This window comes from Streptomyces shinuiensis, assembly GCF_043660855.1.
In the GTDB taxonomy this organism is placed as follows: Bacteria; Actinomycetota; Actinomycetes; order Streptomycetales; family Streptomycetaceae; genus Streptomyces.
On record NZ_JBIHML010000001.1, the window covers coordinates 2,863,900 to 2,889,454 of the forward strand.

25 protein-coding genes are annotated in these 25,555 nt (G+C 73.5%); 14 read left to right on the forward strand and 11 right to left on the reverse strand.

Annotated elements, in window-relative coordinates:
• Window positions 1-83 precede the first annotated feature (83 nt).
• Window positions 84-1,160, reverse strand: coding sequence for a histidinol-phosphate transaminase (hisC, locus tag ACGRHY_RS12930; protein WP_394635493.1), 1,077 nt, complete (start codon window positions 1,158-1,160; stop codon window positions 84-86).
• 373 nt (window positions 1,161-1,533) lie between these two features.
• Between hisC and ACGRHY_RS12935 the strand changes: the two genes are divergently transcribed.
• The 4 genes from ACGRHY_RS12935 to ACGRHY_RS12950 all read left to right on the forward strand — a co-directional run bounded on the left by ACGRHY_RS12935 (window position 1,534) and on the right by ACGRHY_RS12950 (window position 5,866).
• The gene (locus tag ACGRHY_RS12935) at window positions 1,534-2,652 is read left to right on the forward strand and encodes a LacI family DNA-binding transcriptional regulator (protein ID WP_394635494.1); all 1,119 of its coding nucleotides are present in this window, start codon (window positions 1,534-1,536) and stop codon (window positions 2,650-2,652) included.
• 191 nt (window positions 2,653-2,843) lie between these two features.
• Window positions 2,844-3,866, forward strand: a complete 1,023-nt coding sequence (locus tag ACGRHY_RS12940) for a metallophosphoesterase (protein WP_394638030.1) — start codon at window positions 2,844-2,846, stop codon at window positions 3,864-3,866.
• Window positions 3,867-4,062: 196 nt separating this feature from the next.
• Window positions 4,063-4,968, forward strand: a complete 906-nt coding sequence (locus tag ACGRHY_RS12945) for a hypothetical protein (protein ID WP_394635495.1) — start codon at window positions 4,063-4,065, stop codon at window positions 4,966-4,968.
• A 94-nt stretch (window positions 4,969-5,062) separates the two neighbouring features.
• On the forward strand, window positions 5,063-5,866 hold the full coding sequence (locus ACGRHY_RS12950) for a Mut7-C RNAse domain-containing protein (protein WP_394635496.1): 804 nt from the start codon (window positions 5,063-5,065) through the stop codon (window positions 5,864-5,866).
• A gap of 4 nt (window positions 5,867-5,870) precedes the next feature.
• Here ACGRHY_RS12950 and ACGRHY_RS12955 read toward each other — a convergent pair whose 3' ends face one another.
• Window positions 5,871-6,869: a helix-turn-helix transcriptional regulator gene (locus tag ACGRHY_RS12955; protein WP_394635497.1), complete on the reverse strand. Its 999-nt coding sequence runs from the start codon at window positions 6,867-6,869 to the stop codon at window positions 5,871-5,873.
• A 241-nt stretch (window positions 6,870-7,110) separates the two neighbouring features.
• Here ACGRHY_RS12955 and ACGRHY_RS12960 point away from each other — a divergent pair, with 241 nt between their 5' ends.
• Window positions 7,111-8,283, forward strand: a complete 1,173-nt coding sequence (locus tag ACGRHY_RS12960; protein ID WP_394635498.1) for a S8 family peptidase — start codon at window positions 7,111-7,113, stop codon at window positions 8,281-8,283.
• 166 nt (window positions 8,284-8,449) lie between these two features.
• The gene (locus tag ACGRHY_RS12965) at window positions 8,450-8,665 is read left to right on the forward strand and encodes a tetratricopeptide repeat protein (protein WP_394635499.1); all 216 of its coding nucleotides are present in this window, start codon (window positions 8,450-8,452) and stop codon (window positions 8,663-8,665) included.
• A 109-nt stretch (window positions 8,666-8,774) separates the two neighbouring features.
• Here ACGRHY_RS12965 and thiC read toward each other — a convergent pair whose 3' ends face one another.
• Window positions 8,775-10,574 carry a phosphomethylpyrimidine synthase ThiC gene (gene thiC / locus ACGRHY_RS12970; RefSeq protein WP_394635500.1) on the reverse strand — a complete coding sequence of 600 codons (1,800 nt, stop codon included), beginning with the start codon at window positions 10,572-10,574 and terminating at the stop codon, window positions 8,775-8,777.
• Between the two features lie 202 nt (window positions 10,575-10,776).
• Here thiC and ACGRHY_RS12975 point away from each other — a divergent pair, with 202 nt between their 5' ends.
• Entirely contained in the window at window positions 10,777-12,249 is a 1,473-nt protein-coding gene (locus ACGRHY_RS12975; RefSeq protein ID WP_394635501.1) for a YibE/F family protein, read from the forward strand.
• Window positions 12,250-12,298: 49 nt separating this feature from the next.
• Here the strand turns inward: ACGRHY_RS12975 and ACGRHY_RS12980 are convergent, their stop codons facing one another.
• Both ACGRHY_RS12980 and ACGRHY_RS12985 read right to left on the reverse strand, forming a co-directional pair.
• Window positions 12,299-12,514 (reverse strand): DUF5326 family protein, encoded by a 216-nt coding sequence (locus ACGRHY_RS12980; protein ID WP_394635502.1) that lies wholly within the window; start codon window positions 12,512-12,514, stop codon window positions 12,299-12,301.
• A 186-nt stretch (window positions 12,515-12,700) separates the two neighbouring features.
• Window positions 12,701-13,018 carry a cupin domain-containing protein gene (locus ACGRHY_RS12985; protein ID WP_394635503.1) on the reverse strand — a complete coding sequence of 106 codons (318 nt, stop codon included), beginning with the start codon at window positions 13,016-13,018 and terminating at the stop codon, window positions 12,701-12,703.
• A gap of 57 nt (window positions 13,019-13,075) precedes the next feature.
• Between ACGRHY_RS12985 and ACGRHY_RS12990 the strand changes: the two genes are divergently transcribed.
• The 5 genes from ACGRHY_RS12990 to ACGRHY_RS13010 all read left to right on the forward strand — a co-directional run bounded on the left by ACGRHY_RS12990 (window position 13,076) and on the right by ACGRHY_RS13010 (window position 16,989).
• A complete protein-coding gene (locus ACGRHY_RS12990; protein WP_394635504.1) occupies window positions 13,076-13,453 on the forward strand; it encodes a phage holin family protein in 378 nt (125 codons plus the stop codon).
• A gap of 51 nt (window positions 13,454-13,504) precedes the next feature.
• A complete protein-coding gene (locus tag ACGRHY_RS12995; protein WP_394635505.1) occupies window positions 13,505-14,074 on the forward strand; it encodes a low molecular weight protein-tyrosine-phosphatase in 570 nt (189 codons plus the stop codon).
• A 41-nt stretch (window positions 14,075-14,115) separates the two neighbouring features.
• Window positions 14,116-15,048 (forward strand): fructosamine kinase family protein, encoded by a 933-nt coding sequence (locus ACGRHY_RS13000; RefSeq protein WP_394635506.1) that lies wholly within the window; start codon window positions 14,116-14,118, stop codon window positions 15,046-15,048.
• A complete protein-coding gene (locus tag ACGRHY_RS13005; RefSeq protein ID WP_394635507.1) occupies window positions 15,045-16,211 on the forward strand; it encodes a cystathionine gamma-lyase in 1,167 nt (388 codons plus the stop codon). Before ACGRHY_RS13000 ends, ACGRHY_RS13005 begins: the two co-directional genes overlap by 4 nt.
• Window positions 16,212-16,446: 235 nt before the next feature.
• The gene (locus tag ACGRHY_RS13010; protein ID WP_394635508.1) at window positions 16,447-16,989 is read left to right on the forward strand and encodes an NUDIX domain-containing protein; all 543 of its coding nucleotides are present in this window, start codon (window positions 16,447-16,449) and stop codon (window positions 16,987-16,989) included.
• A gap of 61 nt (window positions 16,990-17,050) precedes the next feature.
• Here ACGRHY_RS13010 and ACGRHY_RS13015 read toward each other — a convergent pair whose 3' ends face one another.
• Together ACGRHY_RS13015 and ACGRHY_RS13020 are read right to left on the reverse strand one after the other, a co-directional pair.
• Complete coding sequence (locus ACGRHY_RS13015) at window positions 17,051-17,827, reverse strand: pyridoxamine 5'-phosphate oxidase family protein (protein WP_394638031.1); 777 nt, start codon at window positions 17,825-17,827, stop codon at window positions 17,051-17,053.
• Window positions 17,828-18,188: 361 nt separating this feature from the next.
• Window positions 18,189-19,526: a globin domain-containing protein gene (locus ACGRHY_RS13020; RefSeq protein WP_394635509.1), complete on the reverse strand. Its 1,338-nt coding sequence runs from the start codon at window positions 19,524-19,526 to the stop codon at window positions 18,189-18,191.
• Between the two features lie 511 nt (window positions 19,527-20,037).
• Between ACGRHY_RS13020 and ACGRHY_RS13025 the strand changes: the two genes are divergently transcribed.
• A complete protein-coding gene (locus ACGRHY_RS13025) occupies window positions 20,038-20,208 on the forward strand; it encodes a hypothetical protein (RefSeq protein ID WP_394635510.1) in 171 nt (56 codons plus the stop codon).
• A 78-nt stretch (window positions 20,209-20,286) separates the two neighbouring features.
• Here the strand turns inward: ACGRHY_RS13025 and ACGRHY_RS13030 are convergent, their stop codons facing one another.
• Complete coding sequence (locus ACGRHY_RS13030; RefSeq protein WP_394635511.1) at window positions 20,287-21,717, reverse strand: serine hydrolase domain-containing protein; 1,431 nt, start codon at window positions 21,715-21,717, stop codon at window positions 20,287-20,289.
• Window positions 21,718-21,946: 229 nt separating this feature from the next.
• Window positions 21,947-22,399 carry a GNAT family N-acetyltransferase gene (locus tag ACGRHY_RS13035; RefSeq protein ID WP_394635512.1) on the reverse strand — a complete coding sequence of 151 codons (453 nt, stop codon included), beginning with the start codon at window positions 22,397-22,399 and terminating at the stop codon, window positions 21,947-21,949.
• 122 nt (window positions 22,400-22,521) lie between these two features.
• Here ACGRHY_RS13035 and ACGRHY_RS13040 point away from each other — a divergent pair, with 122 nt between their 5' ends.
• A complete protein-coding gene (locus ACGRHY_RS13040; RefSeq protein WP_394635513.1) occupies window positions 22,522-22,974 on the forward strand; it encodes a VOC family protein in 453 nt (150 codons plus the stop codon).
• Here the strand turns inward: ACGRHY_RS13040 and ACGRHY_RS13045 are convergent.
• On the reverse strand, window positions 22,929-23,636 hold the full coding sequence (locus ACGRHY_RS13045; protein ID WP_394635514.1) for a helix-turn-helix domain-containing protein: 708 nt from the start codon (window positions 23,634-23,636) through the stop codon (window positions 22,929-22,931). The two genes, ACGRHY_RS13040 and ACGRHY_RS13045, sit on opposite strands and share 46 nt — an antisense overlap.
• Window positions 23,637-23,711: 75 nt before the next feature.
• The gene (gene dnaB, locus ACGRHY_RS13050; RefSeq protein WP_394635515.1) at window positions 23,712-25,214 is read right to left on the reverse strand and encodes a replicative DNA helicase; all 1,503 of its coding nucleotides are present in this window, start codon (window positions 25,212-25,214) and stop codon (window positions 23,712-23,714) included.
• Window positions 25,215-25,555 lie beyond the last annotated feature (341 nt).

A 25,555-nucleotide genomic window follows, 5' to 3' on the forward strand; every position in this document is an offset into this window, starting at 1 on the left:
TCGTTCCCTCCCACCGGGGGGCGGGAGGGAACGAAAGTCCTGGCCAGGGGGCCGTTGGTCCCAGGTGGACCCGGGCCGGAGGGCTAGAGGCCCCTGCGGAAGTCCTGCGCGGCCTTGAGGAAGAGGTCGTTGGCGTCCGTCTCACCGATCGTGACGCGGACCCCCTCGCCCGCGAACGGCCGCACCATCACGCCCGCCGCCTCGCAAGTCCCGGCGAAGTCGCCCGTGCGCTCCCCCAGCCGCAGCCAGACGAAGTTCGCCTGCGTCTCGGGGACCGTCCAGCCCTGCGCGGTCAGCTCGCGCACCACCCGTGTCCGCTCGGCGACCAGGGCGTCCACGCGCTCCAGCAGCGCGGCCTCGCCGCGCAGCGAGGCGACCGCCGCGTCCTGCGCGATCTGGCTCACGCCGAACGGCACCGCCGTCTTGCGCAGCGCCGCCGCCACCGGCTCGTGGGCGACGGCGAAGCCGACCCGCAGGCCGGCCAGGCCGTACGCCTTGGAGAAGGTGCGCAGCACGCAGACGTTCGGGCGGTCACGGTACAGCTCGATGCCGTCCGGGATCTCCTCGTCGCGGACGAACTCGCGGTAGGCCTCGTCCAGCACGACCAGCACGTCGCCGGGGACGCGGTCCAGGAAGCGCTCCAGCTCGGCGCGGCGGACGGCGGTGCCGGTGGGGTTGTTGGGGTTGCAGACGAAGACCAGGCGCGTGCGCTCGGTGACGGCTTCGGCCATCGCGTCCAGGTCGTGCCTCTCGTCGCCGTCGAGCGGCACCCGGACGGAGGTCGCGCCGGAGATCTGGGTGATGATCGGGTAGGCCTCGAAGGAGCGCCAGGCGTAGATCACCTCGTCGCCGGGACCGGCGGTGGCCTGGAGGAGCTGCTGTGCGACGCCGACGGAGCCGGTGCCGGTCGCGATGTGGCTCATCGGCACCCCGAAGCGGTGCGACAGCTCCGACATCAGGAGGCCGCAGGCCATGTCCGGGTAGCGGTGGAAGGAGCCGGCGGCGGCGGTGACGGCCTCCAGGACCCCGGGCAGCGGCGGGTAGGGGTTCTCGTTGGAGGACAGCTTGTACGCCGTGGGACCGTCGGCGGCCGGGCGGCCGGGCTTGTAGGTGGGGATCCCCTCCAGCACCGCGCGCAGTTTCGGGGCCATCTCCGTCATGCCAGGTCCTCCTCGACCCTTCGGGGCCAGTCGTGGGGCGGCCGTGCCGCCGCTCGTACCACCAATACTGCACACCTTAGAAGGATTCCCCGGAACGGCGTAGGGGCCGGAAGGAGGGGCGCATTCGCAAAAGCGTGCGCCGGTGGCGCGCGCCGTGGCGCGCGTCGCCCGTGAAGGTGAGTTGAAACAGCTTTGAGACATCCCCCCTTCTCCTGCGGCAAGCGGTGAAGAATCCGCGGAAACGATGGAGTGGCAGCTCAACTACCGGCTCTTCCATGGTCGTTACCACATACCAGCTTGCAGAATCGTCTCTTCTTCTTTTGTTCTGTACACCCCCGCAAACGGTGCGGCGCGGCCCTAGTATCAGCACGCCATGACAGCAGCAGGGAAGCACCAGGTGAGCCGGGCTCACGGCCGTCGGCTGGGGCGGGCGGGCATCCGGGACGTGGCCGCGGCGGCCGGCGTCTCGATCACGACCGTCTCCGACGCGCTCAACGGCAAGGGCCGCCTGCCCGACGCCACCCGACGCCATGTCCGCGAGGTCGCCGACCGGCTCGGCTACCGCCCCTCCGCGGCGGCCCGCACACTCCGCACCGGCAAGTCGGGACTGATCGGGCTGACGGTCACGACCTACGGCGAGGAGCCCTTCACCTTCACCGAGTTCGCCTACTTCGCCGAGATGGCCCGCGCCGCCTCCTCCGCGGCCCTGGCCCGTGGCTACGCCCTGGTGATCCTCCCCGGCAGCACCCGGCAGAGCCCCTACGACGTCTGGTCCAACGTCGCCCTCGACGGCACCGTCGTCATCGACCCCTCCGACCGCGACCCCGTCGTCACCGAGCTGGTCCGCCAGGGTGTCCCCGTCGTCTCCGACGGCCGCCCCTGCGGCGACCTGCCCGTCACCGCCTGGGTCGACAACGACCACGAGGCCGCCGTCACCGGCCTGCTCGACCACCTCGCGGCCGCCGGCGCCCGCCGCGTCGGCCTGCTCACCGGCACCAGCACCGACACCTACACCCGGCTGTCCACCAAGGCCTACCTCCGCTGGTGCGAACGCGCCGGGCAGGACCCGGTGTACGAGGCCTACCCCGCCCACGACCCCTGCGCGGGCGCCGTCGCCGCCGACAGACTGCTGGCCCGGCCCGACCGCCCCGACGCCGTGTACGGGCTCTTCGACCCCAACGGCACCGATCTGCTCGCCGCCGCCCGCCGCTACGGGCTGCGCGTCCCCGACGACCTGCTGCTGGTGTGCTGCAGCGAGTCCGCCGTCTACGCCGGCACCGAGCCGCCCATCACCACCCTGTCGCTGAAACCCGGGCGCACCGGCACCACCGTCGTCCAGCTTCTGATCGACGCCATCGAGGGCACCGGCGGCGGCCGTCCCGTCCAGCGGATCATGCCCACCGACCTGATCGTCCGCACGTCCTCGCAGCGCCGCCGGCAGCGGACGACGGTGAGCGCCCCCCGCTCCCCCGAACAGCGCGGGCAAGCGTAGGAACCACTCATTCCAGGGCGAACCGGCCGCTCTCCGGCTCCCGTCCGGACCCGGCCCGAATTGCCGTCCCCGGGTGCGTCACAAGGCGCGACCTGCGTTCCTATGATGGGCCCACGACACCGGGACCGGCTCTCGGACACGGGGTGACCCGCAGGAGGCGGAGAGAGGTCCGGCAGGTGCAGGCGCGCGCGATGGTGGAGGGGCCGATGACTCAGGGGGCCGGTCGGGGATCCGACGTGTGGCACGGCGCGGGCGTGACGGGTTCGGGCCTGGTGAATCCGGGTGTCGTGGGTCCGGACGGGGTGGCCCCGGGTGCGACGAGTGCCGACGAGCCGCGCCCGGAGGGATACACCCCCACGCTGGTCGACACGCCCTCCCCGGCCGCCACCGGCGGCGAGCAGGGCCCGCTGTACGTCGCCGGCGACGTCCACGGCTATCTGGACGAGCTGCGCACGGCCCTGCTGGACCAGGGGCTCATCGACACCGAGGACCACTGGATCGCGGGCAACACCCGGCTGTGGTTCCTGGGCGACTTCACCGACCGCGGCCCGGACGGCGTCGGCGTCATCGACCTGGTGATGCAGCTCTCCGCCGAGGCCGCCGCCGCCGGCGGGTACTGCAAGGCGCTGATGGGCAACCACGAGCTGCTGCTGATCGGCGCCAAGCGCTTCGGCGACACACCCGTCGGCTCCGGCGCGGGCACCGCCTCCTTCCAGGCGGCCTGGCTGCTCAACGGCGGGCAGCGCTCCGACATGGAGCGGCTCCAGGAGCACCACGTCCAGTGGATGTCCCGGCTGGACGCCATGGCCCTGGCCGACGGCCACCTGCTGGTGCACTCCGACACCACCGCCTACCTGGAGTACGGCGGCACCATCCCCGACGTCAACGACGCCGTCACCGAGGCCCTCACCCACCACGACGCCGACGAGACCTGGGAACTGTTCCGCAAGTTCACCAAGCGCTTCGCCTTCCGCGACGACGCCGGCGCCATGGCGGCGCGCGAACTGCTGGACACCTACGGCGGGCGGCGTGTCGTCCACGGCCACAGCCCGATCCCCTACCTGCTGGGCGAGGTCGGCTCCGAGGACGGCGAGGACGGCGCGCCCCAGGTGCACGGGCCGCACGTCTACGCCGACTCGCTCGCGATCGCCATGGACGGCGGGGTGACCATGGCGGGAAAGCTCCTGGTGTCCCGGCTCCCCCTGCCGGCCTGAGCGTCGTCTCCCCGGTGTCCGCCTGATCCTCCCCGCACATGCCGCCCCGAGGGTGAACACCGCCCGGTGGTGGCGCGTGTTTTCCGGAAACACCCTGTCACCACCGGAAGGAACCGCTCTACCATCGGGTCCCTGTCTCAAGCGAGCTCTCCTCCGTTTCCGGCCCCACGGCCCTACGGAGCACCGGGGGATGCACATGAACACCGCTCCGCACCTGCGTCCTGAGGACCGCCCCGAGTTCGAGCGCGTCCTCGACGAGGCACTGCGCGCCGTACGCGACCGCCCCGGACCGGCGGCCGGGAGACGGCTGAACAGCGAGCAGCTGCGCACCGCCGCGACCGGCGCGGCCGCGGCGATCGCGGCCTGTGCGGCGGCGGAGTACGAGCACTTCGTGTCGCTCCGCGACGAGCTGCGCCGCCCCGGCAACGCGCCCTCCTCGCAGAGGCCGGCGCAGGGGACCGCGGGCACGGACACAGGCGCGCCCGGAGGTTCCGGTTCCGGTTCGGGCGGCGCCGGGCTGCTCGCCACGCTCTCCGTCCTGGCGCCCGTACTGGCCGGGACCGCGGCACTGATCTTCCTCCTGGCCGGCCATCTGCTGCGGGTGATGGACCCCGAGCCGTCCATCGCCGCGCCGATGCGCGACGCGGGCTGGGCCTTCGCCGCCCTGACAGCCGCCTCGCTGCTGGCCGCCTGTGTCGGACTGCTGGTCACCGCGGTGCGCCACGGCGCCGGCGCGATCCGGGCAGGTGGCCCCGGAGGGCAGAGCGCACTCGCCGACGAGGTGGCGCGTGCGCGCACGGCCTGGCGTACGGCGCTGCTGGAGCGCGGGGTGCTGCCCTTCCTCCGCGAGGCGCTGGCCGCGCCCGCCGCGGGAACCTCGGACGCCCTTGGGACCTCCGGGATCCCGGGGCCGGGAGAGACCCCGCGGGAAAGCCGCCATCCCAGGCTGGGCTACACCCACCCGGGCTTCTCCAGCCCGGCCTCGGAGGCGCCCCGCGGCACGGGTTCCGGGGCCCGATTCACCAGTCCGGACTTCACCGGCCCCGGCTTCGGGGACCCCCGGCGTCCCCTCGACCGGTCCCCGGACCGGGCTCCCGACTGAGCCGCGGCCGGGCCCAGGGCGGGGCCGGGGCCAGGGCGGGGCCAGGGCCGTAAAGCGGTGTGACCGGCGCGCTCGCGCTGGCATCCTGGGGAGGGTGACGGACCGACCACAGACCCCCGGCGGCTCCCCGCCGCCCCGCGGACTGCTCCTCCGCGTCTCCCCCGAGCTGCGGATCTTCCTGCCCTCGCGCCACCGCGGCACCGAACTCCTCCCCGTGCCCCACGACGGCACCTCCTCGCTCGTCCATGTCGTGCAGTCCGCGGGCGTCCCGCTGACGGAGGTGGGCGCGCTCGTCATGGAGGACACCGCCGGGAGCAGCGGGGACGGGCGACGGGTGGAGCCCTCGTACCGCCCCGGGGCGGGCCGGACGGTCCGCGTCGAGCCCGTCGTACGCCCGCAGCGGGTCCCGGACGGGCCGCCGCGCTTCCTGCTGGACGTCCACCTGGGCACGCTGGCCCGGCGGCTGCGTCTGGTGGCGGGCGCCGACACCGCGTACCACAACGACATGGACGACCCCGCCCTGGTCGAGCAGGCCAACGCCGAGCGGCGCGTCCTGCTGACCCAGGACCGCGGGCTGCTGATGCGGCGGCAGCTGTGGATGGGCGCCTACGTGCGCGGGTCGCGCCCGGACGACCAGCTCGCCGACGTCCTGGACCGGTTCGACCTGCCGCTGGCTCCGTGGACGCGGTGCACGGCGTGCAACGGGCTCCTCGCCGACGCGCCCAAGGCCGAGGTCGAGCACCTGCTCCGCCCCGGCACCCGCCGCACCTACGACACCTTCGCCCGCTGCCGCGACTGCGGCCGCGTCTACTGGCGCGGGGCCCACGGGGACCGGCTGGAGGCGCTGGTCGCGGGGGCCGCCGGGACGGCGGGCGAGCGGGAGACCGGCGCGCCGTAGGCGCTCAGTCGATCAGCCCCAGGCGCGCGGCGCGCACCCCCGCCGCGAACCGGCTCCCGGCCTCCAGCTTCTCGGTGATCCGGGTCATCATCCTTCGCACCGTCCGCTCGGAGCAGCCGAGCCGCCGAGCGATGCTCTCGTCCTTGGTGCCGGTCGCGAGCAAGGCGAGGATCTCGCGCTCCTGCTCGGTGTACTCGTCGGCCGGGCAGGGGCCCGCGGCGCGTCCGGTCCGGCCCGCGCCGCCGGGATAGGGGCTCGCCACGTCCCACTCGTGCTCGAAGACCTGCGCGAAGCACAACGCGATCCGCGAGCTGCGCAGCAGCACGTCGCCGTCGCCGCCCAGGGGGTCGTCGCCGGCGGGCATCAGCGTGACCGTACGGTCCACGACGTGGAGGTAGAGGGGCAGGGCGGCGGCGACGCGGACCCGGGCGCCGGCCTCCCGCAGGGCATCGAGGTAGGCGGCGACCCCCGGCCCGCGCGTCGCGCCGACGGTGGCCAGCATCCTCATCTCGGTCCCCTGGGCCAGGACCCGGTTGTCGTGGCCGAGGCTGACCTCCAGCACCTCGGGGCCGGGGAAGGTGGTCCGCATGCACAGCACCTCCCGGCGCCCCACCGGCTCGAACTCGTCCAGCCGCCTGCGAAGCCGGTCGCGGTCCTCGATGAACTCCACCTCGACGCTCTCGTGCCCGGACCCCCGGAACTCCGGGAGGAGGTCGAGGACGTCGTCGACGGCACGGAGATTGCGGTCCATGGCCTCGACAGCCGACCGCAGGCAGGCGCGCTGCTCGCCGAACAGCTCCCGCAGGGCCCTCTCCGGTGAGCTGACCCCGTGGCACTCGGGGCCGAGAAGCCTGCGCTCGGCGAGCCAGTTCCTGACCTCAGCGGACACCTCCTCCGGCTGCGGGGCTCCCGCCGCGCGTAAGCCCCTGAGCATTCCGGCCAGCTCCGTGTAGACCTGCCTGGCCTCGGTCCCGGTCTCGGACGCGCCATTGTCAGCGGACATGTCAAAAAGGTAGCCCGTGGAACCGGCCTTCTCCACAAGGCATCCGGTACGGGGTCCGTGCCCGGAGCTGGCCGGGTCCGGACATGCCGGTTCCGACCCGGTCCCCGGACCGGACCACCGGGCTTAACGTGGCGCCGCGGCGCCGGGAACCGGTGGCCGCCGCCGCGTCACGCGGTGTCCCCCCTCACCGTGCCGGCGCACACCCACAGCGCCGGCCGACCACCGGAAGGTGTGCACCCCCATGAGACGAACGCACCTGGGCGCGCTGCTGCTCGCCATCCCCACCGCGCTGATACCCGCCGTCGCCTCCGCCGCCCCCGCCGCCGACTCCGCGCGGGCCGAAGCACCGCTGGTCCGGGTCGCGCAGGCTCCGGACGCGCTGGCCATCGAGGGAAGCTACATCGTCACCCTGAAGCCCGGCACCAGGGCTTCCAAGCTCGCCGGAGACAGGGGCATCAAGACCCGGCACGTCTACTCGGAGGCGCTCAACGGGTTCGCCGCGAAGCTGACGGACGGCCAGCTCAAGGCACTCCAGCGCCACTCCTCCGTCGCGGCGATCGAGGAGGACCAGAAGGCCACCGCCGGCGCCACCCAGTACAGCCCGCCCTGGGGCCTGGACCGGATCGACCAGCGCAACCGGCCGCTGGACGGCACCTACACGTACAACCGCAACGGCGCCGGGGTGACGGCCTACATCATCGACACCGGCATCGACACCTCGCACCCCGACTTCGGCGGCCGGGCAAGCAACGTCTTCGACGCCTTCGGCGGCAACGGCCAGGACTGCCAGGGCCACGGAACCCATGTCGCCGGCACCGTCGGCGGCGCGACGTACGGCGTCGCCAAGGGCGTGGCGCTGCGCGGCGTCCGGGTGCTCAACTGCCAGGGCAGCGGCTCCTACTCGGGTGTCATCGCCGGTTTCGACTGGGTCCGGCAGAACGCCGTCAAGCCCGCAGTGGCCAACGCCTCCCTGGGCGGCGGCTACTCGTCCGCGGTGAACACGGCCGCCACCAACCTGGCCAACTCAGGCGTCCACCTGTCCGTCGCCGCCGGCAACGAGAACCAGAACGCCTGCAACGTCTCCCCGGCCAGTGCCTCCGGCGTCCTCACCGTGGCCGCCTCGGACAGCTACGACCGCAAGGCGTACTTCAGCAACTGGGGCTCCTGCACCAACCTGTACGCCCCCGGCGTCTCCGTCACCTCCACCCGCATGGGCGGCGGCAGCACCACGCTGAACGGTACGTCGATGGCGTCCCCGCACGCCGCCGGGGTGGCCGCGCTGTACAAGTCCGCCTACGGTGACGCCTCGTCCTCGGCCGTCAGCAACTGGCTGACCAGCAACGCCACCGCCAACGTGATCAGCGGCAACGTCAGCGGCACGCCCAACCGCCTGCTGTTCAAGAGCACGCTCTGACACACCCTCCGGCCGGTGTGAGCGCGGGTCGCCCGGTACCGGGCGACCCGCGGCGGCAGCACGCCGGCGGCGGAAGGGCCCGGACATCCGCCCGGGCCCTTCCGCACGTTCCCGCAGACTCCGCCCCCCGTAGGGCAATTGGCCTGAATCGATTGTTTCGGAACGATTGCCGGAACCGTCCCGGGAAACGCGTACCGCATCGAACGACGGCCCCTTCACGGAAGCGGAGGAGAGCGTCACGCTGCCGACGGACGAACAGGGCGTGCGCTCGGACGAGTCGGACGGCACGGTCGCCGCGTTCCTGTCCCTGGCGCTCGTCGGCGCCGGGCGGGAGCGCGAGGCGGCGGCCCTCGCCCTCACCGCCGAGGAGGACAGCGCCTGACACGGCCCGAAAACACCTTGTCAAGGCCGCTGAGCGCGCACGCGGGGGGCCGCCCCCGGCCCGCGGGATCACGGGCCGGGGACCGAGGGGGCGCGGCGGAGGACCGGGGTCAGTCCGCGATCGGGAGGTAGACGCGGTTGCCCGCCTCCGCGAACTCCCTGGACTTCCCCGCCATGCCGGCGGCCGCCTCGCGCTCTTCGTCGCCGGTCAGCTCCATGGAGTCGCCGTAGTCCTCCATGATGCTCCTGCTGATCTTCATCGAGCAGAACTTCGGGCCGCACATCGAGCAGAAGTGCGCCGTCTTCGCCGGCTCGGCCGGGAGCGTCTCGTCGTGGAAGGCGCGGGCCGTGTCCGGGTCGAGGGCCAGGTTGAACTGGTCCTCCCAGCGGAACTCGAAGCGGGCGTCGGACAGTGCGTCGTCCCACTCCTGGGCACCGGGGTGGCCCTTGGCCAGGTCGGCGGCGTGGGCGGCGATCTTGTAGGTGATGACGCCCGTCTTCACGTCGTCGCGGTCCGGCAGGCCCAGGTGCTCCTTGGGCGTTACGTAGCAGAGCATCGCCGTGCCCCACCAGGCGATCATCGCCGCGCCGATGCCGGAGGTGATGTGGTCGTACGCCGGGGCGATGTCGGTGGTGAGCGGGCCGAGGGTGTAGAAGGGCGCCTCGTCGCAGATCTCCTGCTGGAGGTCGACGTTCTCCTTGATCTTGTGCATCGGAACGTGGCCGGGGCCCTCGACCATCGTCTGCACGTCGTGGGACTTGGCGATGCGGTTCAGCTCGCCCAGCGTGCGCAGTTCGGCGAACTGCGCCTCGTCGTTGGCGTCCGCGATGGAGCCCGGGCGCAGTCCGTCGCCGAGGGAGAAGGTGACGTCGTAGGCGCGCAGGATCTCGCAGAGTTCCCCGAAGTGGGTGTAGAGGAAGCTCTCCTTGTGGTGGGCCAGGCACCAGGCCGCCATGATCGAGCCGCCGCGCGAGACGATGCCCGTCTTGCGGCGGGCGGTCAGCGGGACGTAGCGCAGCAGGACGCCGGCGTGGACGGTCATGTAGTCCACGCCCTGCTCGCACTGCTCGATGACGGTGTCCTTGTAGATCTCCCAGGTCAGCTCCTCGGCCTTGCCGTCGACCTTCTCCAGCGCCTGGTAGAGGGGGACGGTGCCGATGGGGACCGGGGAGTTGCGCAGCACCCACTCGCGGGTGGTGTGGATGTTGCGGCCGGTGGAGAGGTCCATGACGGTGTCGGCGCCCCAGCGGGTGGCCCACGTCATCTTCTCCACCTCCTCCTCGATGGAGGAGGTGACGGCGGAGTTGCCGATGTTGGCGTTGACCTTCACCAGGAAGTTCTTGCCGATGATCATCGGCTCGGTCTCCGGGTGGTTGACGTTCGCCGGGAGGACGGCGCGGCCCGCGGCGATCTCGTCGCGCACGTGCTCCGGCGAGCAGCCCTCGCGGACGGCCACGAACTCCATCTCGGGGGTGATCTCGCCCCGCTTGGCGTACGCGAGCTGCGTGACGGCGGTGGCGCCGCCGCGGCCCCGGCGCGGCAGGCGGGGGCGGCCGGGGAAGACGGCGTCCAGGTTGCGCAGCCCGCCGCGCGGCGAGGTGTGCTTGAGGCCGTCGTCCTCGGGCCGCACCTCGCGGCCCGGGTACTCCTCGGTGTCCCCTCTGGCGATGATCCAGTTCTCCCGCAGCGGTGCCAGGCCGCGGCGGACGTCGGTGTCGATGTTCGGATCGGTGTACGGGCCGGACGTGTCGTACAGCGTCACGTCGCGGCCGTTGGTGAGGTGCACTCTGCGGACGGGCACCCGGATGTCGGGGCGCGAGCCGCTCAGATAGCCCTTGTGCCAGCCGGTCGCGCGTTCCTCGGCGCTCCCGGAGGCGTTTTCGGGCGTGCGTGCGTCCTGCGTGGTCATGAGACCCAACTCCCTACGCCGGCATTACCCGGTAACAGGTTCGGCGGTCGACGCAGCCTTCTCCGTGGCGGTGTCCACGGAGGTCAGCGTCCTCTCAGCCCCGTGCTCGGAGCTCCCGCGATGTGCAAAAGCGCCCCCACGCTAACGGCTGACACCGGGCGCGCGCCAGGGCGCCCCCTGCCACGCCTGCGATGATCGGACCGTGGACTCCTCCTCCCCGCCTCCCCCGCCGCCCCGCCCACCGCTTCCCCCGCCGGTCCCGCCGTCCGCCCCGCCGCCCCGGCGTCCGCCGCCCGGCCACGGACAGGCGCCGCACGGGCACTCCCACGGCCACCACCACGGGCCGCCCGCCCCCGTCTCGGCGCGGCTGCGCAGGGTGGTCGCGGCGGTGCTGGTCCCGTTCGCCGTCGCGGTGCTCGCCGGGCTGGTCGTGCTGTGGCCGGGCGGTGCGCCCGAAGGGGAGGGCTCGCCCAGCGGTGTCGGCTTCGACCGGAAGACGCTCGGCGCACGGGTCACCGCGGTCGAGGAGGTCGACTGCGCGGAGGTGGGCGCCGCCCGGCCGCCCGGCGGCGCGGGAGGCGCCGGGAGCGCCGGAGGCGCGCGGGACGGCGGAAGCGGCGGTTCGGGCGAGGGCGGCCCGGGCGCCCTCCCGGAGGGCTCCGGGGAAGGCGCCTGTCTGCGGGCGACCGTCGAGGTGGCCGAGGGGAAGGACGCGGGCCACACGTTCCCGGAGATCGTCACCCCGGACGCCACGCGCCGGCTGAGCCCCGGTCAGGACGTGGTGGTGGCGTACGCGCCCGACGCCCCGCGCGAGTTCCAGTACAGCGTGGTGGACGTGGCGCGCGGGGTGCCCATGGTGGTGCTGGCGGGCGTCTTCGCGCTGGCGGTGGTGGTCGTCGGGCGGATACGCGGGGTGCTGGCGCTGGTGGGGCTGGTGGTCAGCTTCGGGGTGCTGACGCTGTTCATCCTGCCCGCGATCCTCCAGGGCTCCAATCCGCTGCTGGTGGCGGTGGTGGGCGGCAGCGCGATCATGCTGGCCACCCTGTACCTGTGCCACGGCGTCAACGCCCGTACCTCCGTCGCCGTCCTGGGCACCCTGGTCTCGCTGCTGCTGATCGGGCTGCTGGGCTCGGCGTTCATCGGGTGGGCCGCGCTGACGGGCAACACCGACGACCAGACCGGGCTGGTGCACGGCCTCTACCCGGACATCGAGATCCGCGGACTGCTGCTGGCCGGTGTGCTGATCGGTTCGCTGGGCGTGCTGGACGATGTGACGGTGACGCAGACCTCGGCGGTGTGGGAGCTGCGGCAGGCCGACCCGTCGGCCGGGTGGCGCAGGCTCTACGGCGCGGCGATGCGCATCGGGCGCGACCACATCGCGTCGGTGGTGAACACGCTGGTACTGGCGTACGCGGGGGCCGCGCTGCCGCTGCTGCTGCTGTTCTCGATAGCGGAGAGCGGGATGGGCCAGGTGGCCACCAGCGAGCTGGTGGCGGAGGAGATCGTGCGGACGCTGATCGGCTCGATCGGCCTGGTCGCCTCGGTCCCGGTGACCACGGCGCTGGCGGCCCTGGTGGCGGTCGCCGACCGCGAGGGGGCGTCCGGCGGCGGGGGGACCGCCGGCGGGCCGGGGCGCGCCCGGGGCCGGGGAGGCAGGCGGCGGGCGCGGCGCTGAGCCGCGCCCGGGACACCAGGGGCGCCCGGGACGGGTGCCCCTGGAGGCGTCAGCCTCCCGAGGAGGAGCCGGAGGAGGTGAACTTCCGCACCACGTAGACCAGTGCGCCGACCAGCGCCACGAACAACAGGACCTTGAAAAGCAGCTTCACGACGAAGCCGACGACGGCGAAGATCAGACCGCCGAAGACGAAGAGCGCGATGAGCGGGATCGCGACCCACTTAACCCACCACGGCAGCGCCGCGAAGGTCTCCTTGAGATCCATGACCGTGTACCCGCTTCCTGAAGTCTCCGGCCGCCGGGCCTGCCCGGTGCGCCGGGTGCGTCCGGTGCTTCCGCCTCCGATGCTAGGCGGGCGGGCCGCTCACCGGGGCACCGCGGGCCCGGGTCCTTCCCTGACCGGACCCCTAAGGAGGCCGGGGGCGGCGTCCCGGCCTCCTTAGGGGTCCGGTCAGCTCTCGGGGGGAGAGAAGACCACCAGGACCCGCAGGTCCTCGGTGATGTGGTGGAACCTGTGCGGCACCCCGGCCGGCACGTAGACCACGCTGCCGCGCGCGACCGGTGCGGTCTCGTCCCCGACGGTGACCAGCGCCCGGCCGCTGGCGACGAAGTACACCTCGTCCTGCCGGTGCGGCTGCTGAGGGTCGAGCGCGCCCCGGTCCAGGGCGTACAGGCCGACGGACATGTTCCTCTCGCGCAGGAACTGCAGGTACGCGCCGTCGTTGGCGGCCCGCTCCGCTTCCAGTTCCTCCAGCCGGAACGCCTTCATGACTCCTCGATCCCTCACCGGTAGGCGACCGTCCCCGTTTCTGGAACGATCTCGTACATGGTGAACTTCCTTGTCAGAACGATCGCCAACGCGGTGGCCCTGGCCGTCGCCGTCTGGCTGCTGGACGACATCACGCTCACGGGTGACGACACCGCGGGCAAGACCTTCACGCTGGTCCTCGTCGCGCTGATCTTCGGCGTCGTCAACGCCGTGGTCAAGCCGATCACGAAACTGCTGTCCCTGCCGCTGCTGATCCTCACACTCGGCCTTTTCACCCTGGTGATCAACGCGCTGATGCTGTTGCTCACCTCCTGGCTGGCCGAGCAGTTCGACCTGGCCTTCCGGGTGGAGGGCTTCTGGACGGCGGTGCTCGGCGCCCTGGTGATCTCCATCGTGTCGTGGGCGGTGAGCATGGTCCTGCCCGACGGCGACTGACCGCCGCACGCGGGAGGACGGGGGCCGGGGGCGTCGCCGATGATGGAGGCCATGCGCAACTCTGACCCCGGCGCCCCCGGCGCCCCCGGCGGCGGCCGTACGCCGTACCGCGTCTGCTTCGTCTGCACCGGCAACATCTGCCGCTCCCCCATGGCCGAGGCCGTCTTCCGCGCCCACGCGGCGGAGGCCGGCCTGGCGGAGCTGGTGGAGGCGAGCAGCGCGGGGACGGGCGGCTGGCACGCGGGCGACGGCGCCGACTCGCGCACCGTCGCGGTGCTGACGGCCGCCGGATACGTGCACGAGCACGTGGCGCGGCAGTTCCGGTACGACTGGTTCGAGCGGCTGGATCTGGTGATCGCCCTGGACGAGGGGCATCTGCGGGATCTGCGCGGGCTGGCGCCCGGCCCCGAGCACACTCGCAAGGTCCGGCTGCTGCGGTCGTACGCCCCCGGTGCCGGCGGGGACCCGCACGACCTGGACGTGCCCGACCCGTACTACGGCGGGCCGGAGGGCTTCGAGGAGTGCCTGGCCCTGGTCGAGGAGGCCGTGCCGGGCCTGCTGGAGGAGGTACGGGCCGCCCTCGGCAGGACCGATGACGGTGACGGGGCGGCGCTGCGGTGACGGGCGGTCCCGGAGGACCCGGGGGAGGCGTCGCCGGGCGGGTGGCCGCCCTGACCGGCTCGGCCGCCCGGCGGGCACGGCCCGTGGGCGGCGGCGACATCTGCGACGCGTACCGGATCGCGCTCGCGGACGGCCGTACCGTCTTCGCCAAGACCCTCGCCGGTGCTCCCCGGGGCTTCTTCGCCGCCGAGGCCGCCGGCCTGGAGCTGCTGCGCTCCACCGGTGCGGTGGCCGTGCCGGAGGTGCTCGGCGCCGAGCCGGACGTGCTGGTGCTGGAGTGGGTCGAGCCGGGCTCGGCGAGCGCCGGGCAGGCCGAGCGGCTGGGCCGCGAGCTGGCCGCCCTGCACTCCGCACCGGCCCCGGTCTGGGGCGGCGCGGACCCCGCCCTCCCCGTCCACCTGGGCTCGGTGCCCCTGCCCCCGCCGCCGAAGCCGCCCTCCGGGGCGGAGGAATGGCCGGCCTTCCACGCCCGGTGGCGGCTGCTGCCACTGCTGCGGCGGGCGGTGGACGGCGGCGGGATCGGGGCGGGGGACGCCCGGGACGTGGAGCGGCTGTGCGAGCTGCTGGCCGCGGACGGCGGTGAGTTGGCGGGCCCTCGGCAGCCGCCCGCCGTCGTCCACGGCGATCTGTGGTCCGGCAACGTCCTGTGGTCCGCCGACGGCCGCGCCCGGCTGATCGACCCGGCCGCTCAGGGCGGCCACCCCGAGACGGACCTGGCGGTGCTGGAACTGTTCGGCTGCCCGCACCTCGGGCGGCTGCTGGCGGCGTACGAGGAGGTCCGTCCGCTGCCCGGCCGCAGCGGGCGCGTACCGCTGCACCAGCTCCAGCACCTGCTGGTGCACGCCGTCCTCTTCGGCTCCGGCTACGGCGCCCGCTGCGGTGCGGCGGCCCGGGCGGCGCTCGGCCGGACGGCGCACGTACGCTCGAAGGCGCCGGACGGGCTGGTGGGGGAGAGCGACGAGGAGCGGGCATGACGCGCGAGCAAAACGGGCGGAACGGGCATGGCGGCGTCCACGGGGACGGAACGCGAGTGGTGCGGGCCGGGCTGCCCGGGGAGGAGCCGTACGCGCCGCCGCTGCCGGGCCCGGTGCTGGCCGCGCACTTCCACCTGCCCGGCGACCCGGCGCAGGCCCCCTACGCCTACGGCCGCGACGGCAACCCCACCTGGACGGGCCTGGAGCAGGCCATCAGCGAGCTGGAGGCCCCCGGCGACGGGACGGCGCGCACGACCGTCTTCGCCTCCGGCATGGCCGCGATCTCCGCGGTGCTGCTGTCGCGGACGCGGCCCGGCGACGTGGTGGTGCTGCCCTCGGACGGCTACAACCTGCTCGTCCCGATGCGCGAGCGGCTGGAGGGCTGGGGCGTGGAGGTACGTACCGCGCCCACCGGCGGCGACGCGCAGCTCGACGCCCTGGACGGGGCGGCGCTGCTGTGGATCGAGTCCCCCTCCAACCCCGGTCTGGAGGTGTGCGACATCCGCCGCCTGGCCGACGCCGCCCACGAGCGCGGTGCGCTGGTCGCCGTGGACAACACCCTGGCCACCCCGCTGGGCCAGCGCCCGCTGGAGCTGGGCGCCGACTACGCGGTGGCCAGCGGCACCAAGGCGCTGACCGGCCACGGTGACGTACTGCTGGGCTATGTGACCTGCCGGGATCCGGAGCTGACGGCGTCGGTGCGGCTGTGGCGCAAGACGGTCGGGGCGATCCCGGGGCCGGTGGAGGCGTGGCTGGCGCACCGATCCCTGGCCACGCTGGAACTGCGCACCGAGCGGCAGGCAGCGAACGCGCTCGCCGTCGCCGAGGCGCTGCGCGAACGGCCTCAGGTGCGCGACGTACGGCACCCGGGGCTGGCGGACGACCCGGCGCACCCGGTGGCGGCGCGGCAGATGCGGCGCTTCGGCTGCGTGGTCTCCTTCACGCTGCCGGACAGGCCGTTCGCCGAGCGGTTCCTGGCCGCGCTGCGGCTGGTGGACGACGCGACGAGCTTCGGCGGGGTGCGCTCCACGGCCGAGCGGCGCGGCCGGTGGGGCGGGGACGCGGTGCCGGAGGGCTTCGTGCGGATGTCGGTGGGCGTGGAGGACTCGGCCGATCTGGTCGCCGACATCCGGGCGGCGCTGGACACCGCCGGGCACGGCTGACGTAGGGGCCGGCGCGGAGGCGCGCGGAGACGCGCGCCGGGGAAGGCGGGGCGCGGGGCGGCTTGAAGCTCCCCCCTCATGCCTCAAGCCGCCCCGCGCGACGCGCGTAAACAGCGCATGGTCAAGGTTAGTTGACCGAGCGTTATTGTCCAGTCGTCATATCGGCGCCCGCCCGCCGTCCCGTCCTCCGGGCCCGGAAGGTTTCACCGGCCCCGGAGCGGGCCAGATCTCCCCCATGACCGCCGACGCGCGCCCCGTGGTCAAACGCACCGCCCGGGCCATCCTGCTTGATGACGACGAGATGATCCTGATCAAGCGGACCAAGCCCGGCCGCGAGCCGTACTGGATCACCCCGGGCGGCGGTGTCGAGACCGGGGACGCCACCGTCGTCGACGCCCTCCACCGCGAGCTGGACGAGGAGCTGGGGGCGAAGGTGACCGACGTGGTCCCCGCCTTCGTCGACACCGTCCCCCACGACCCGGCCGAGGACGCGGGGAGCGGCGCGGCGGCCGTCGCGCCGCTCCCCGCGGAGGCGGAAGACGCCGCGGGGGGCGCGGTGAAGGTGCAGTTCTTCTTCGTGTGCCGGCTGGCCTCGATGGATCTGTCGCGCCGGCACGGTCCGGAGGTCGAGGAGCCGCGCGGCGAGTACGAGGTCGTCCGCGTCCCCTTCAACCGCACGGGCATCGCCTCGGTGGAGGTGGTGCCTCCCTCGCTGCGCGCCTATCTCGACGCCAACATCGAGGGCGTACGCGCTCTGCTGGCCCCGGACCTGGGCTGACATCCGCAGGGGTCGTCCCGGTCTCCGGGCCGACCGGGGAGACAGGGGGTCGGGGAGCCGCTCAGTCGAACCAGCCCCGGAACGGCGTCCGTTCACCCTCCGCCCGGCGCCGCCGGGCCCTGGCGAGCAAATGCTCGGCGTGGTCGCGCCAGGCCGCCGGATCGTCGGAGGGCGGCACGTGTCCTCCGTGTCCTCCGTGTCCTCCGTGTCCTCCGGGCACGCCCGGGTGAGCACGCTCGCTCGGTGGCCGTACGGCGGGAGTGCCGCGCCGCCGCGCCTCGTCCGCCGCCCCGAAGAAGTCCCCGCCCTTGCGCCGCTGGTCGTCCGTGCCCCAGTCGCGCGGAGTCCCCTTGGGTGCCCGCCGCAGATGCGGGATGTGCTTGGCACAGTGGATGTACGCCTCCTCCACCGTCACCCGCACCCACACCAGCGCCCGCCGGCCGGGCACGGAGTCGGACGGCAGGTCCGGATGGACCGAGCGCAGCTCGGCGTCCTCGACGATCTCGGCGCGGCCGTTGACGTGCAGACCGATCCGGGCCTGGAAGAAGTCGACCAGCAGGATGCCCAGGTGCGGGTTCTCCTGGATGTTGCCGAGGCTGGCGTGCACGCCGTTGCCCCGGTACTCGGGATAGACCAGGGTCCGCTCGTCGATCACGTGCAGGAAGCCGGGCGGACCGGCTCGGAAGGAGTTGTCGCACTCGCCGTGCCGGTCGGCGGTGGCCACGAAGAACATCTCCTGCCGGCCGACGAACTCCCGCATCCGCTCGTTGAGGTGGTCGAGCATCTGCTCGCCGTAGAAGCGGTCGGCGCGCTCGGTCGTGCCCAGACGCCGCTGCATCGCGTGCTCGCCGTCGCTGCCGGGACGTACGGGCTCGGAACCGGAGTCGGAACCGGGAGCCGACTCCGGTGCGGGGGCGGGTGCCGGGGCCGGGGCGAAGCCGGCCGCCTGCCGGCGCCGCCCGGCCGGCGCCGTGCCCTCCGGCTCGTCCGCCCCCCATGCCTGGCGTGCCGGGCCCGCGCGGTCCGGCACGGGCGCCGTGCGGTCCGTGCGCACAGTCCTGAGCGTCATGGTGGCGTCGACCGCTTCCGTCGCGTCCACGTCGTGGTTCACGTGGTGTTCCCGTCCTGTCTCGCTGTCACGTCCGCCTCATCCGCCCGCCGCTCCCGGTCCCCGTGGGACTCCGCGGTCCCCGCGGTCCTCAGCCCCGCGGGGCGACCGGTCCGTCGAGGGAGTCGTGCCGTATCCGGTCGGAGGGGATCCCCACCCCCACCAGCGCGTCCACCCCGCTGCGGATCATCCCCGGCGGACCGGACAGATAGCCGTCGAAGGCGGACCACGGGCCGCCCCGCCGCACCGCGTCCGGAAGGCGGCCGACGAGCCCGCCCGACGGCCCCTCGACCACCGGGCGCACCGACAGCCACGACAGCCGCCGCTCCATCTCGCGCAGCGTGTCCAGGTCGTACAGGTCCAGGTCGCTGCGGGCGCCGTAGAACACCTCCACCGGGCGGGCGCGGCCGTGCCCGGCGACATCCTCCACCAGCGCCTTGATGGGCGCGATGCCCGTGCTGCCGCCCAGGCAGAGCAGGCCGTTGCCGCAGGAGTGGTCCACCGTCATCGACCCGGCTGGCCCGCCCAGCCGAAGCACGTCGCCGGGACGGGCCCGGTGGACGAGCGCGCGGGAGACCCAGCCCGCGGGCACCGCCTTGACGTGGAAGACCAGCAGCCCGTCCGGACGCGGGGCGCAGGCCAGGGAGTACTGCCGCCACACCTTCGGCCACCAGGGCGTCTCGACACCGGCGTACTGGCCGGCCAGGAACGGATAGGGCTGGTCGGGCCGGACGGTGATGACGGCGATGTCGGAGGTGCGCATCTCGTGCGAGACCACCTCGGCGTGCCACAGCGCCGGCGCCTTCCGCGCGTCCTCGGCCGCGGCGTCGATCATGATCTGGGAGATGGCGGTGTAGGCGCGCACCCAGGCGGCCTCCGCCTCCTCGCCCCAGGTGCGCGGGGCGTAGCGGGCCAGCGCGTCGATCAGGCACTCGCCGACGGCGGGGTAGTGCTCGGGCACGGTGCCGTACTTGCGGTGGCCGCGGCCGAGATGGGAGAGGTACTCCGCCAGCGTTCGGCGCTCGTCGATCAGTCCGGCGGCGGTGAGCAGCGCCTTGAACAGCCGGTCGCGCTGGGCGTCCATGGCGGCGGGGAAGAGCGTGCGCACACCTGGGTTCCGGGTGAACAGCAGGGCGTAGAAGTACGAGGTCAGCGCCTGGGAGACCGGCCCCACCTCCTCCAGGACGCGGCGTATCAGCTCCGCGTCGCGGGAGGGCTCGAACCGCCCGTAGCCGGGGTTGGCGGTGAACTCCGGGACCGGGGCGGGCCCGGGACGGGACGACGGTGCCGTGCGCCCCTCGCCCGGCTTCGGAGCGAACCAGTCCCGGTCACCGCCTCCACCGCCGTCGGTGGGCGACCCACCGGCCGCGCGCTGGGAAGTTCCGTTGCCCGCCGACGTAGTGGCCATGGTCTGTCTCGCCTCGTACATCTTCCGATCGGTCCGGTCACTTACAGAGCGGAAACCACCTGGACAAAGCCCCCGTTTCATCGACTGCGGATATGCGTGAGCGGTTACACGCGGTCTCGACCATACCGGTACGCGATCGGTATACAAGCCCCGGCCGGACTTCCACCGAATTCCACGGACTCCGCCACTCCGCTGAATTGCGCTGCGTCCGCTCACAGCGCCGGCCCCCTGCGCGGAGCGGCCGGAAGACGCCCTTCAACCGAGCTCACCAGGGATGATCCCCGTGCCATACCTCTCGGCGACGGCTCGGGAGGTGCTGCCGAACGCCTCTCTCCAGACAGCCTGAAGCCCCGAGTCCGGCACACTCCCCATACGTTATCTTCACTTTTCCGGCCGGGAGTGCGGAAAACAGGGGAGAGCGATCTGTCCGAACTTTTCCAGAGCGCCCTGCTCCCTTTCCGGCCGGCTTGCGGATTCCGGCCGGACGCGGCCGGAAAAGCGGCGAGAACGTGTACCCGGACAGTTCCGGGGTATGCCCCGCGCGCACGGCGACGGGTACGCGGCCGGTACGGGCGGGAAGGAGACGCGCGAAGCGGTGGCCGTCGCCGGGCTGGACGCCCGTGACGCCCGCTCATCCCCCACCCTCACCCTCGTCGCCGCTCCCGCCCGTCCGCCGCCTCGCCGCCGACCTCCACCACCGTGACGGCGCACGGAGCACCGGACGCCCCCGGCTGACGCGCCGGCCCCGGTCCGGGCGGGCGCCCGGACCGGGGCGCGGAGTTCACCCCGCGTGCCACCCCCGCGGGTCCACACCGCCCGGAACGGGCGCGTCCGGATCGTACGGGGTCCGGGTGAAGACGAACGTGCCCAGGTCCAGATGGGTCACCTCCCCGGCCGCTCCGCGTACCGCCCGCAACGTCTCGCCCGCGTAGTAGCCGTCCAGCCCGGTCCAGGTGCCGTCCGCCTCCGGCCGGAAGCGCGAGGCCCGCCCGGCGCCGCCGACCGGGAGCAGTTCCAGCGCCCGCCCCTCGCACACCCGCAGCGCGAACGCCGCCGGCCCCCAGTACCACGGCCCCGTCAGCGCCAGCAGCTCCGGACCGGCCTGCGAGCGCGGACGCCACGGCTCGGGGAAGGACGGCTCGCGCTCGGCGACGATCCCCAGCAGATCGGCCGCCAGACCGCCCACCGGCAGCCCCGAGGTCGCGTTGACCAGCGCCACACTCGCCAGCCGCTCCCCCGGCGCGGTCCACACGGCCGCGAGGAAACCCGGCATGGAACCGGTGTGCCCGGCCAGCGACCGCCCGCCGGAGCGCACCAGTTGCATCCCCAGCCCGTACGCCTGGTCCCAGGACTCCGCCGCCGGCGCCACCGCCGGCACCCGCATCCGCGCCAGGCCCTCCGCGCCCAGCACCCGGTCGTCGCCCGCCGCCAGGAACGCCGCGAAGCGGCACAGGTCCCCGGCCGTGGACCACAACTGCCCGGCCGGCGCCATCAGCCCGGTGTCCGCGAGCGGCTCGGGCAGCACCGCGTCCGCCCACGGGTGCACGGCCCACCCCCGGGCGTACGGCTCCCGCGGCAGCGGCGTCGTACGGTCCATGCCCAGCGGGTCGAGCACCTCCTCGCGCAGCACGTCGTACCAGGGCGCACCGCGCAGCCGTTCCACCAGGGAGCCCAGCAGCGCGTAACCGAGGTTGGAGTAGTGGTGGCGCCGGCCGGCCGGATGCCGCACGGGCCGCTCGCCGAACAGGTCGGCCGGTCCGGGGCGCAGCCCGCCGGGCGTCCGCTCCCACCAGGGGCCGCGCGGCTCGGCGGCCAGCCCGGCGGAGTGGGACAGCAACTGGGCGACCGTCGCCGAGGCCACCTCCTCCCCGGCCCCGGCGGGCACCTCCAGATGCTCACCGAGCGAGTCGGACAGGTCCAGCAGCCCCTCGTCGCACAACCGCATCACCAGCACGGCGACGAAGGTCTTGGTGATCGAACCGATCCGGTACCGGGTGTCCGCGGTCGGCACGCCCTCCGTCTCCCCCGCCGCGCCGGACGGGCCGACCGCACCGCCCCGCACCCCCGTCCACACCGTCCGTCCGTCGCGCACCACGGCCCCGACCGCCGACGGCACCCGGCCCCCGGCCTGGGCCACGGCCAGCCTGTGGAGGAGTGCGCGACGGGTCTCCGGCAGCAGCTCACCGTCCATGTCTGCACTGGAATCGATCATGCGCCCACTCTCCCCGGCGACACCGGCCGGGGCCAGCGTTTTCCACCGCACCGCCCCGCGCGGCAGGGGTGTGGAGCACGGGGAGGGTGCTCCAGGTGCTGCGCCGACGACCGTCACGACCGGTACGTGCGGCACGACCACGCGCGAAGGCCCGAAGTCGCAAGCGGAAGTTGCGGCTTCGGGCCTCGCGCAGGCTAGCGGCGGCCGCCGCCCCGTGCGGCGGTTCGGGTCAGAGCGCCAGCTTGAATCCCACGTGCGAGGCCGTGAAGCCCAACCGCTCGTAGAAGCGGTGGGCTTCCGTGCGGGTGGCGTCGGAGGTGAGCTGGACCAGAACGCAGCCCAGGCGCCGTGCCTCCTCGATCGACCACTCGATCAGCCGGGTGCCCAGGCCCCCGCCGCGCTCGCCGGAGTGGACGCGTACGGCCTCGATGAGCGCACGGCTCGCACCGCGCCGCGACAGTCCGGGGACGACGGTGAGCTGGAGCGTGCCGACGACCCGGCCGTCGCGGACCGCGACGACCAGGTGCTGGTGGGGATCGGCGGCGATCTCCCCGAAGGCCTCGCGGTAAGGGGCGAGGTCACCGGGCGACTCTCGGCGGGTGCCCAGCGGGTCGTCGGCGAGCATGTCCACGATGGCCCGCAGGTCGCCCTCCGCCGCGGGGCGTATGTCGAGGTCGCTCATGAACGGCACCCTATGCCGCCCGGCGCGGCGGCACCGGCCCGTTTCCGTCCGCACCGGCCCGTCCGCCGAACGCGTCCGATTCCTTCAAGACCTCCGGCCCGGCGCCGCCCCAGCATGGCCGTATGGCACCCCGTATCGATCTCGTCGGCCTGGTCACCTCCGACATGGCCGCCTCGCTCGCGTTCTACCGCCGCCTCGGCCTCGGCATCCCCGCCGGCGCCGAAGGGCAGCCCCATGTGGAGGTCCCGCTGCCCGGCGGGCTGCGCATCGCCTGGGACACCGTCGAGACCATCCGCTCCTTCGACCCCGGCTGGACCCCGCCCAGCGGCGGCGGTCGCGTCGAACTCGCATTCGCCTGCGACGACCCCGCCGACGTCGACCGGCAGTGCGCCGAACTGACACGCGCCGGGCACACCGGGCACAAGGCGCCCTGGGACGCCTTCTGGGGCCAGCGGTACGCCGTCGTCCTCGACCCCGACGGCAACGGGGTCTCCCTCTTCGCCCCGCTGCCGGACGGCGCGCCCGGCCTTCAGTCCTCCGGCGGCCGGCCCTCCGACAGCAGCACCGAGAGCTGAACCCCGGCCAACGCCCTGACCTCGCGCGAAAGATGCGCCTGGTCCGCGTATCCGGCACCGGCCGCGGCCGACGCCGGCGGCACGCCGCCGCGGACCAGGCGCAGAGCGCGCCGGAACCGCAGCACCCGGGCCAGGGTCTTGGGCCCGTAACCGAAGGCCGCCAGCGAACGGCGGTGAAGCTGCCGCTCGCTCAGCCCCACCACGCGCGCCGACTCGGCGACACTCCCGCCGTCCCGCAGCCCGGCGGCCACCGCCGCCGTCAGCGGGTCGCCCGGCACCCGCCGCAGCCGTACCGCCGCCGCCTCCTCCAGCACCGGCGCCCCGTCCCGGACCCCGGCCATCCGCTCGGCCAGCTCCCGCGCCTCGCGCTCCGGCCAGACCGCCTCCAGCGGCACCCGTGCGTCACGCAGCTCGTGCGCCGGTACGCCCAGGACGCGCGGCCCGGTGCCGGGCGGGAAGCGCAGCCCCACATAGCCGGTCCCCGGCAGGTCGTCGGTCAGCTGGGCACTGGTGTCCGGCCCGGCCACCAGCAGTCCGCCGACCGTCCAGATCAGGTCCATGCACCCGTCCGGCAGCACCCGCGCCCGCTGCGGCCGCGCAGGGGCCTCCCGGCGCCACACCACGGCGCCGGCCACCAGCCGCGATCCCCGCTCCCCGTACACCTCTCCAGCCTCCCACCGTGCGTTGCCCGGCGGGCGGGCGCCTCACAGGCCCGTCACCGGCGGTACCGCGTCCGGTCAGGTCTGGGCCATGTCCACGAAGCGCGAGTAGTGCCCCTGGAAGGCCACGGTGATCGTCGCCGTCGGGCCGTTGCGGTGCTTGGCCACGATCAGGTCCGCCTCACCCGCCCGCGGCGACTCCTTCTCGTAGGCGTCCTCGCGGTGGAGCAGGACGACCATGTCCGCGTCCTGCTCGATCGAGCCCGATTCACGGAGGTCCGAGACCATCGGTTTCTTGTCGGTGCGCTGCTCGGGGCCGCGGTTGAGCTGGGAGAGCGCGATCACCGGCACCTCCAGCTCCTTGGCCAGCAGCTTGAGGTTCCGGGACATCTCCGAGACCTCCTGCTGACGGCTCTCGGGACGGCGTGAGCCGCCCGACTGCATCAGCTGGAGGTAGTCGATGACGACCAGCCGCAGGTCGTTCCGCTGCTTCAGGCGGCGGCACTTGGCGCGGATCTCCATCATCGTCAGGTTCGGTGAGTCGTCGATGTACAGCGGTGCGCCCGTGACCTCGGGCATCTGGCGCGCCAGCCGGTTCCAGTCCTCATCCGTCATGCTGCCCGACCGCATGTGGTGCAGCGCCACCCGCGCCTCGGCGGACAGCAGCCGCATCGCGATCTCGTTGCGGCCCATCTCCAGCGAGAAGATCACACTGGGCAGGTTGTTCCTGATCGAGCAGGCCCGGGCGAAGTCCAGGGCCAGGGTCGACTTGCCCATCGCCGGTCTGGCCGCGATGACGATCATCTGGCCCGGGTGGAGGCCGTTGGTCAGCGAGTCCAGGTCGGTGAAGCCCGTCGGCACGCCCGACATCTGGCCGCTGCGCGAGCCGATCGCCTCGATCTCGTCGAGCGCGCCCTCCATGATGTCGGCGAGCGGGAGGTAGTCCTCCGAGGTGCGCTGCTCGGTGACGGCGTAGATCTCGGCCTGGGCCGAGTTCACGATCTCGTCCACGTCGCCGTCGGCCGCGTACCCCATCTGCGTGATGCGGGTGCCCGCCTCGACCAGGCGGCGCAGGACGGCGCGTTCGTGGACGATCTCCGCGTAGTACTGGGCGTTGGCCGCGGTGGGGACGGCCTGGACCAGGGAGTGCAGATAGCCGGGGCCGCCGACCTTGGCGATCTCGCCGCGTCTGGTCAGCTCGGCGGCGACGGTGATGGGGTCGGCCGGCTCGCCCTTGGCGTAGAGGTCGAGGACGGCCTGGTAGATCGTCTCGTGTGCCGGGCGGTAGAAGTCCTGGCCCTGGAGGGTCTCCACCACGTCCGCGATGGCGTCCTTGGACAGCAGCATGCCGCCGAGGACGGACTTCTCGGCGTCGAGGTCCTGCGGGGGGACGCGATCGAAGCCGCTCATCGGGCCCGAGGGCCAGGTGTCGGCGCCGCGGTCGTGGCGCTCGCCGTCGGAAGCCGCGTCGCGGCTGCGGCGGGAGACGGGGAGATGGTCGCCCGGGCCGGGCCCTCCCGGCCCGGGGGCCCCGGTGGCGTATCCGGGTGCCGGGCTGTCGACGTGCTCGGACTGCGTCACCCCGCCACCTCCCTCCCGTTCCTTGCGACCCGCGCCTGTCTTTCCTACGGCACGGCTCTGACAGTGGCTCGCCCGCTCTCCGGTCACGGCTCCGGTCACGGCAGGGCCGTGGACCGGACGAAGAGGAGGGGAACAGCAGACGGGCGCCGGACAACGGTAGGGCTACGGGGGCCTCCGGCCAATCCAGTTATCCACAGGGTGTGTGGATGAACGACCGCATCTTGTGGAGAACTCGTCGATTCCTGTGCACGGGGCGGGGGACAGACCTGTGGAGAAGTCGGCCGACCGACTTCTCCACAGGGCTTGACCTGCTGTTTCCCCATCCACCGGCTGTGCAGGAG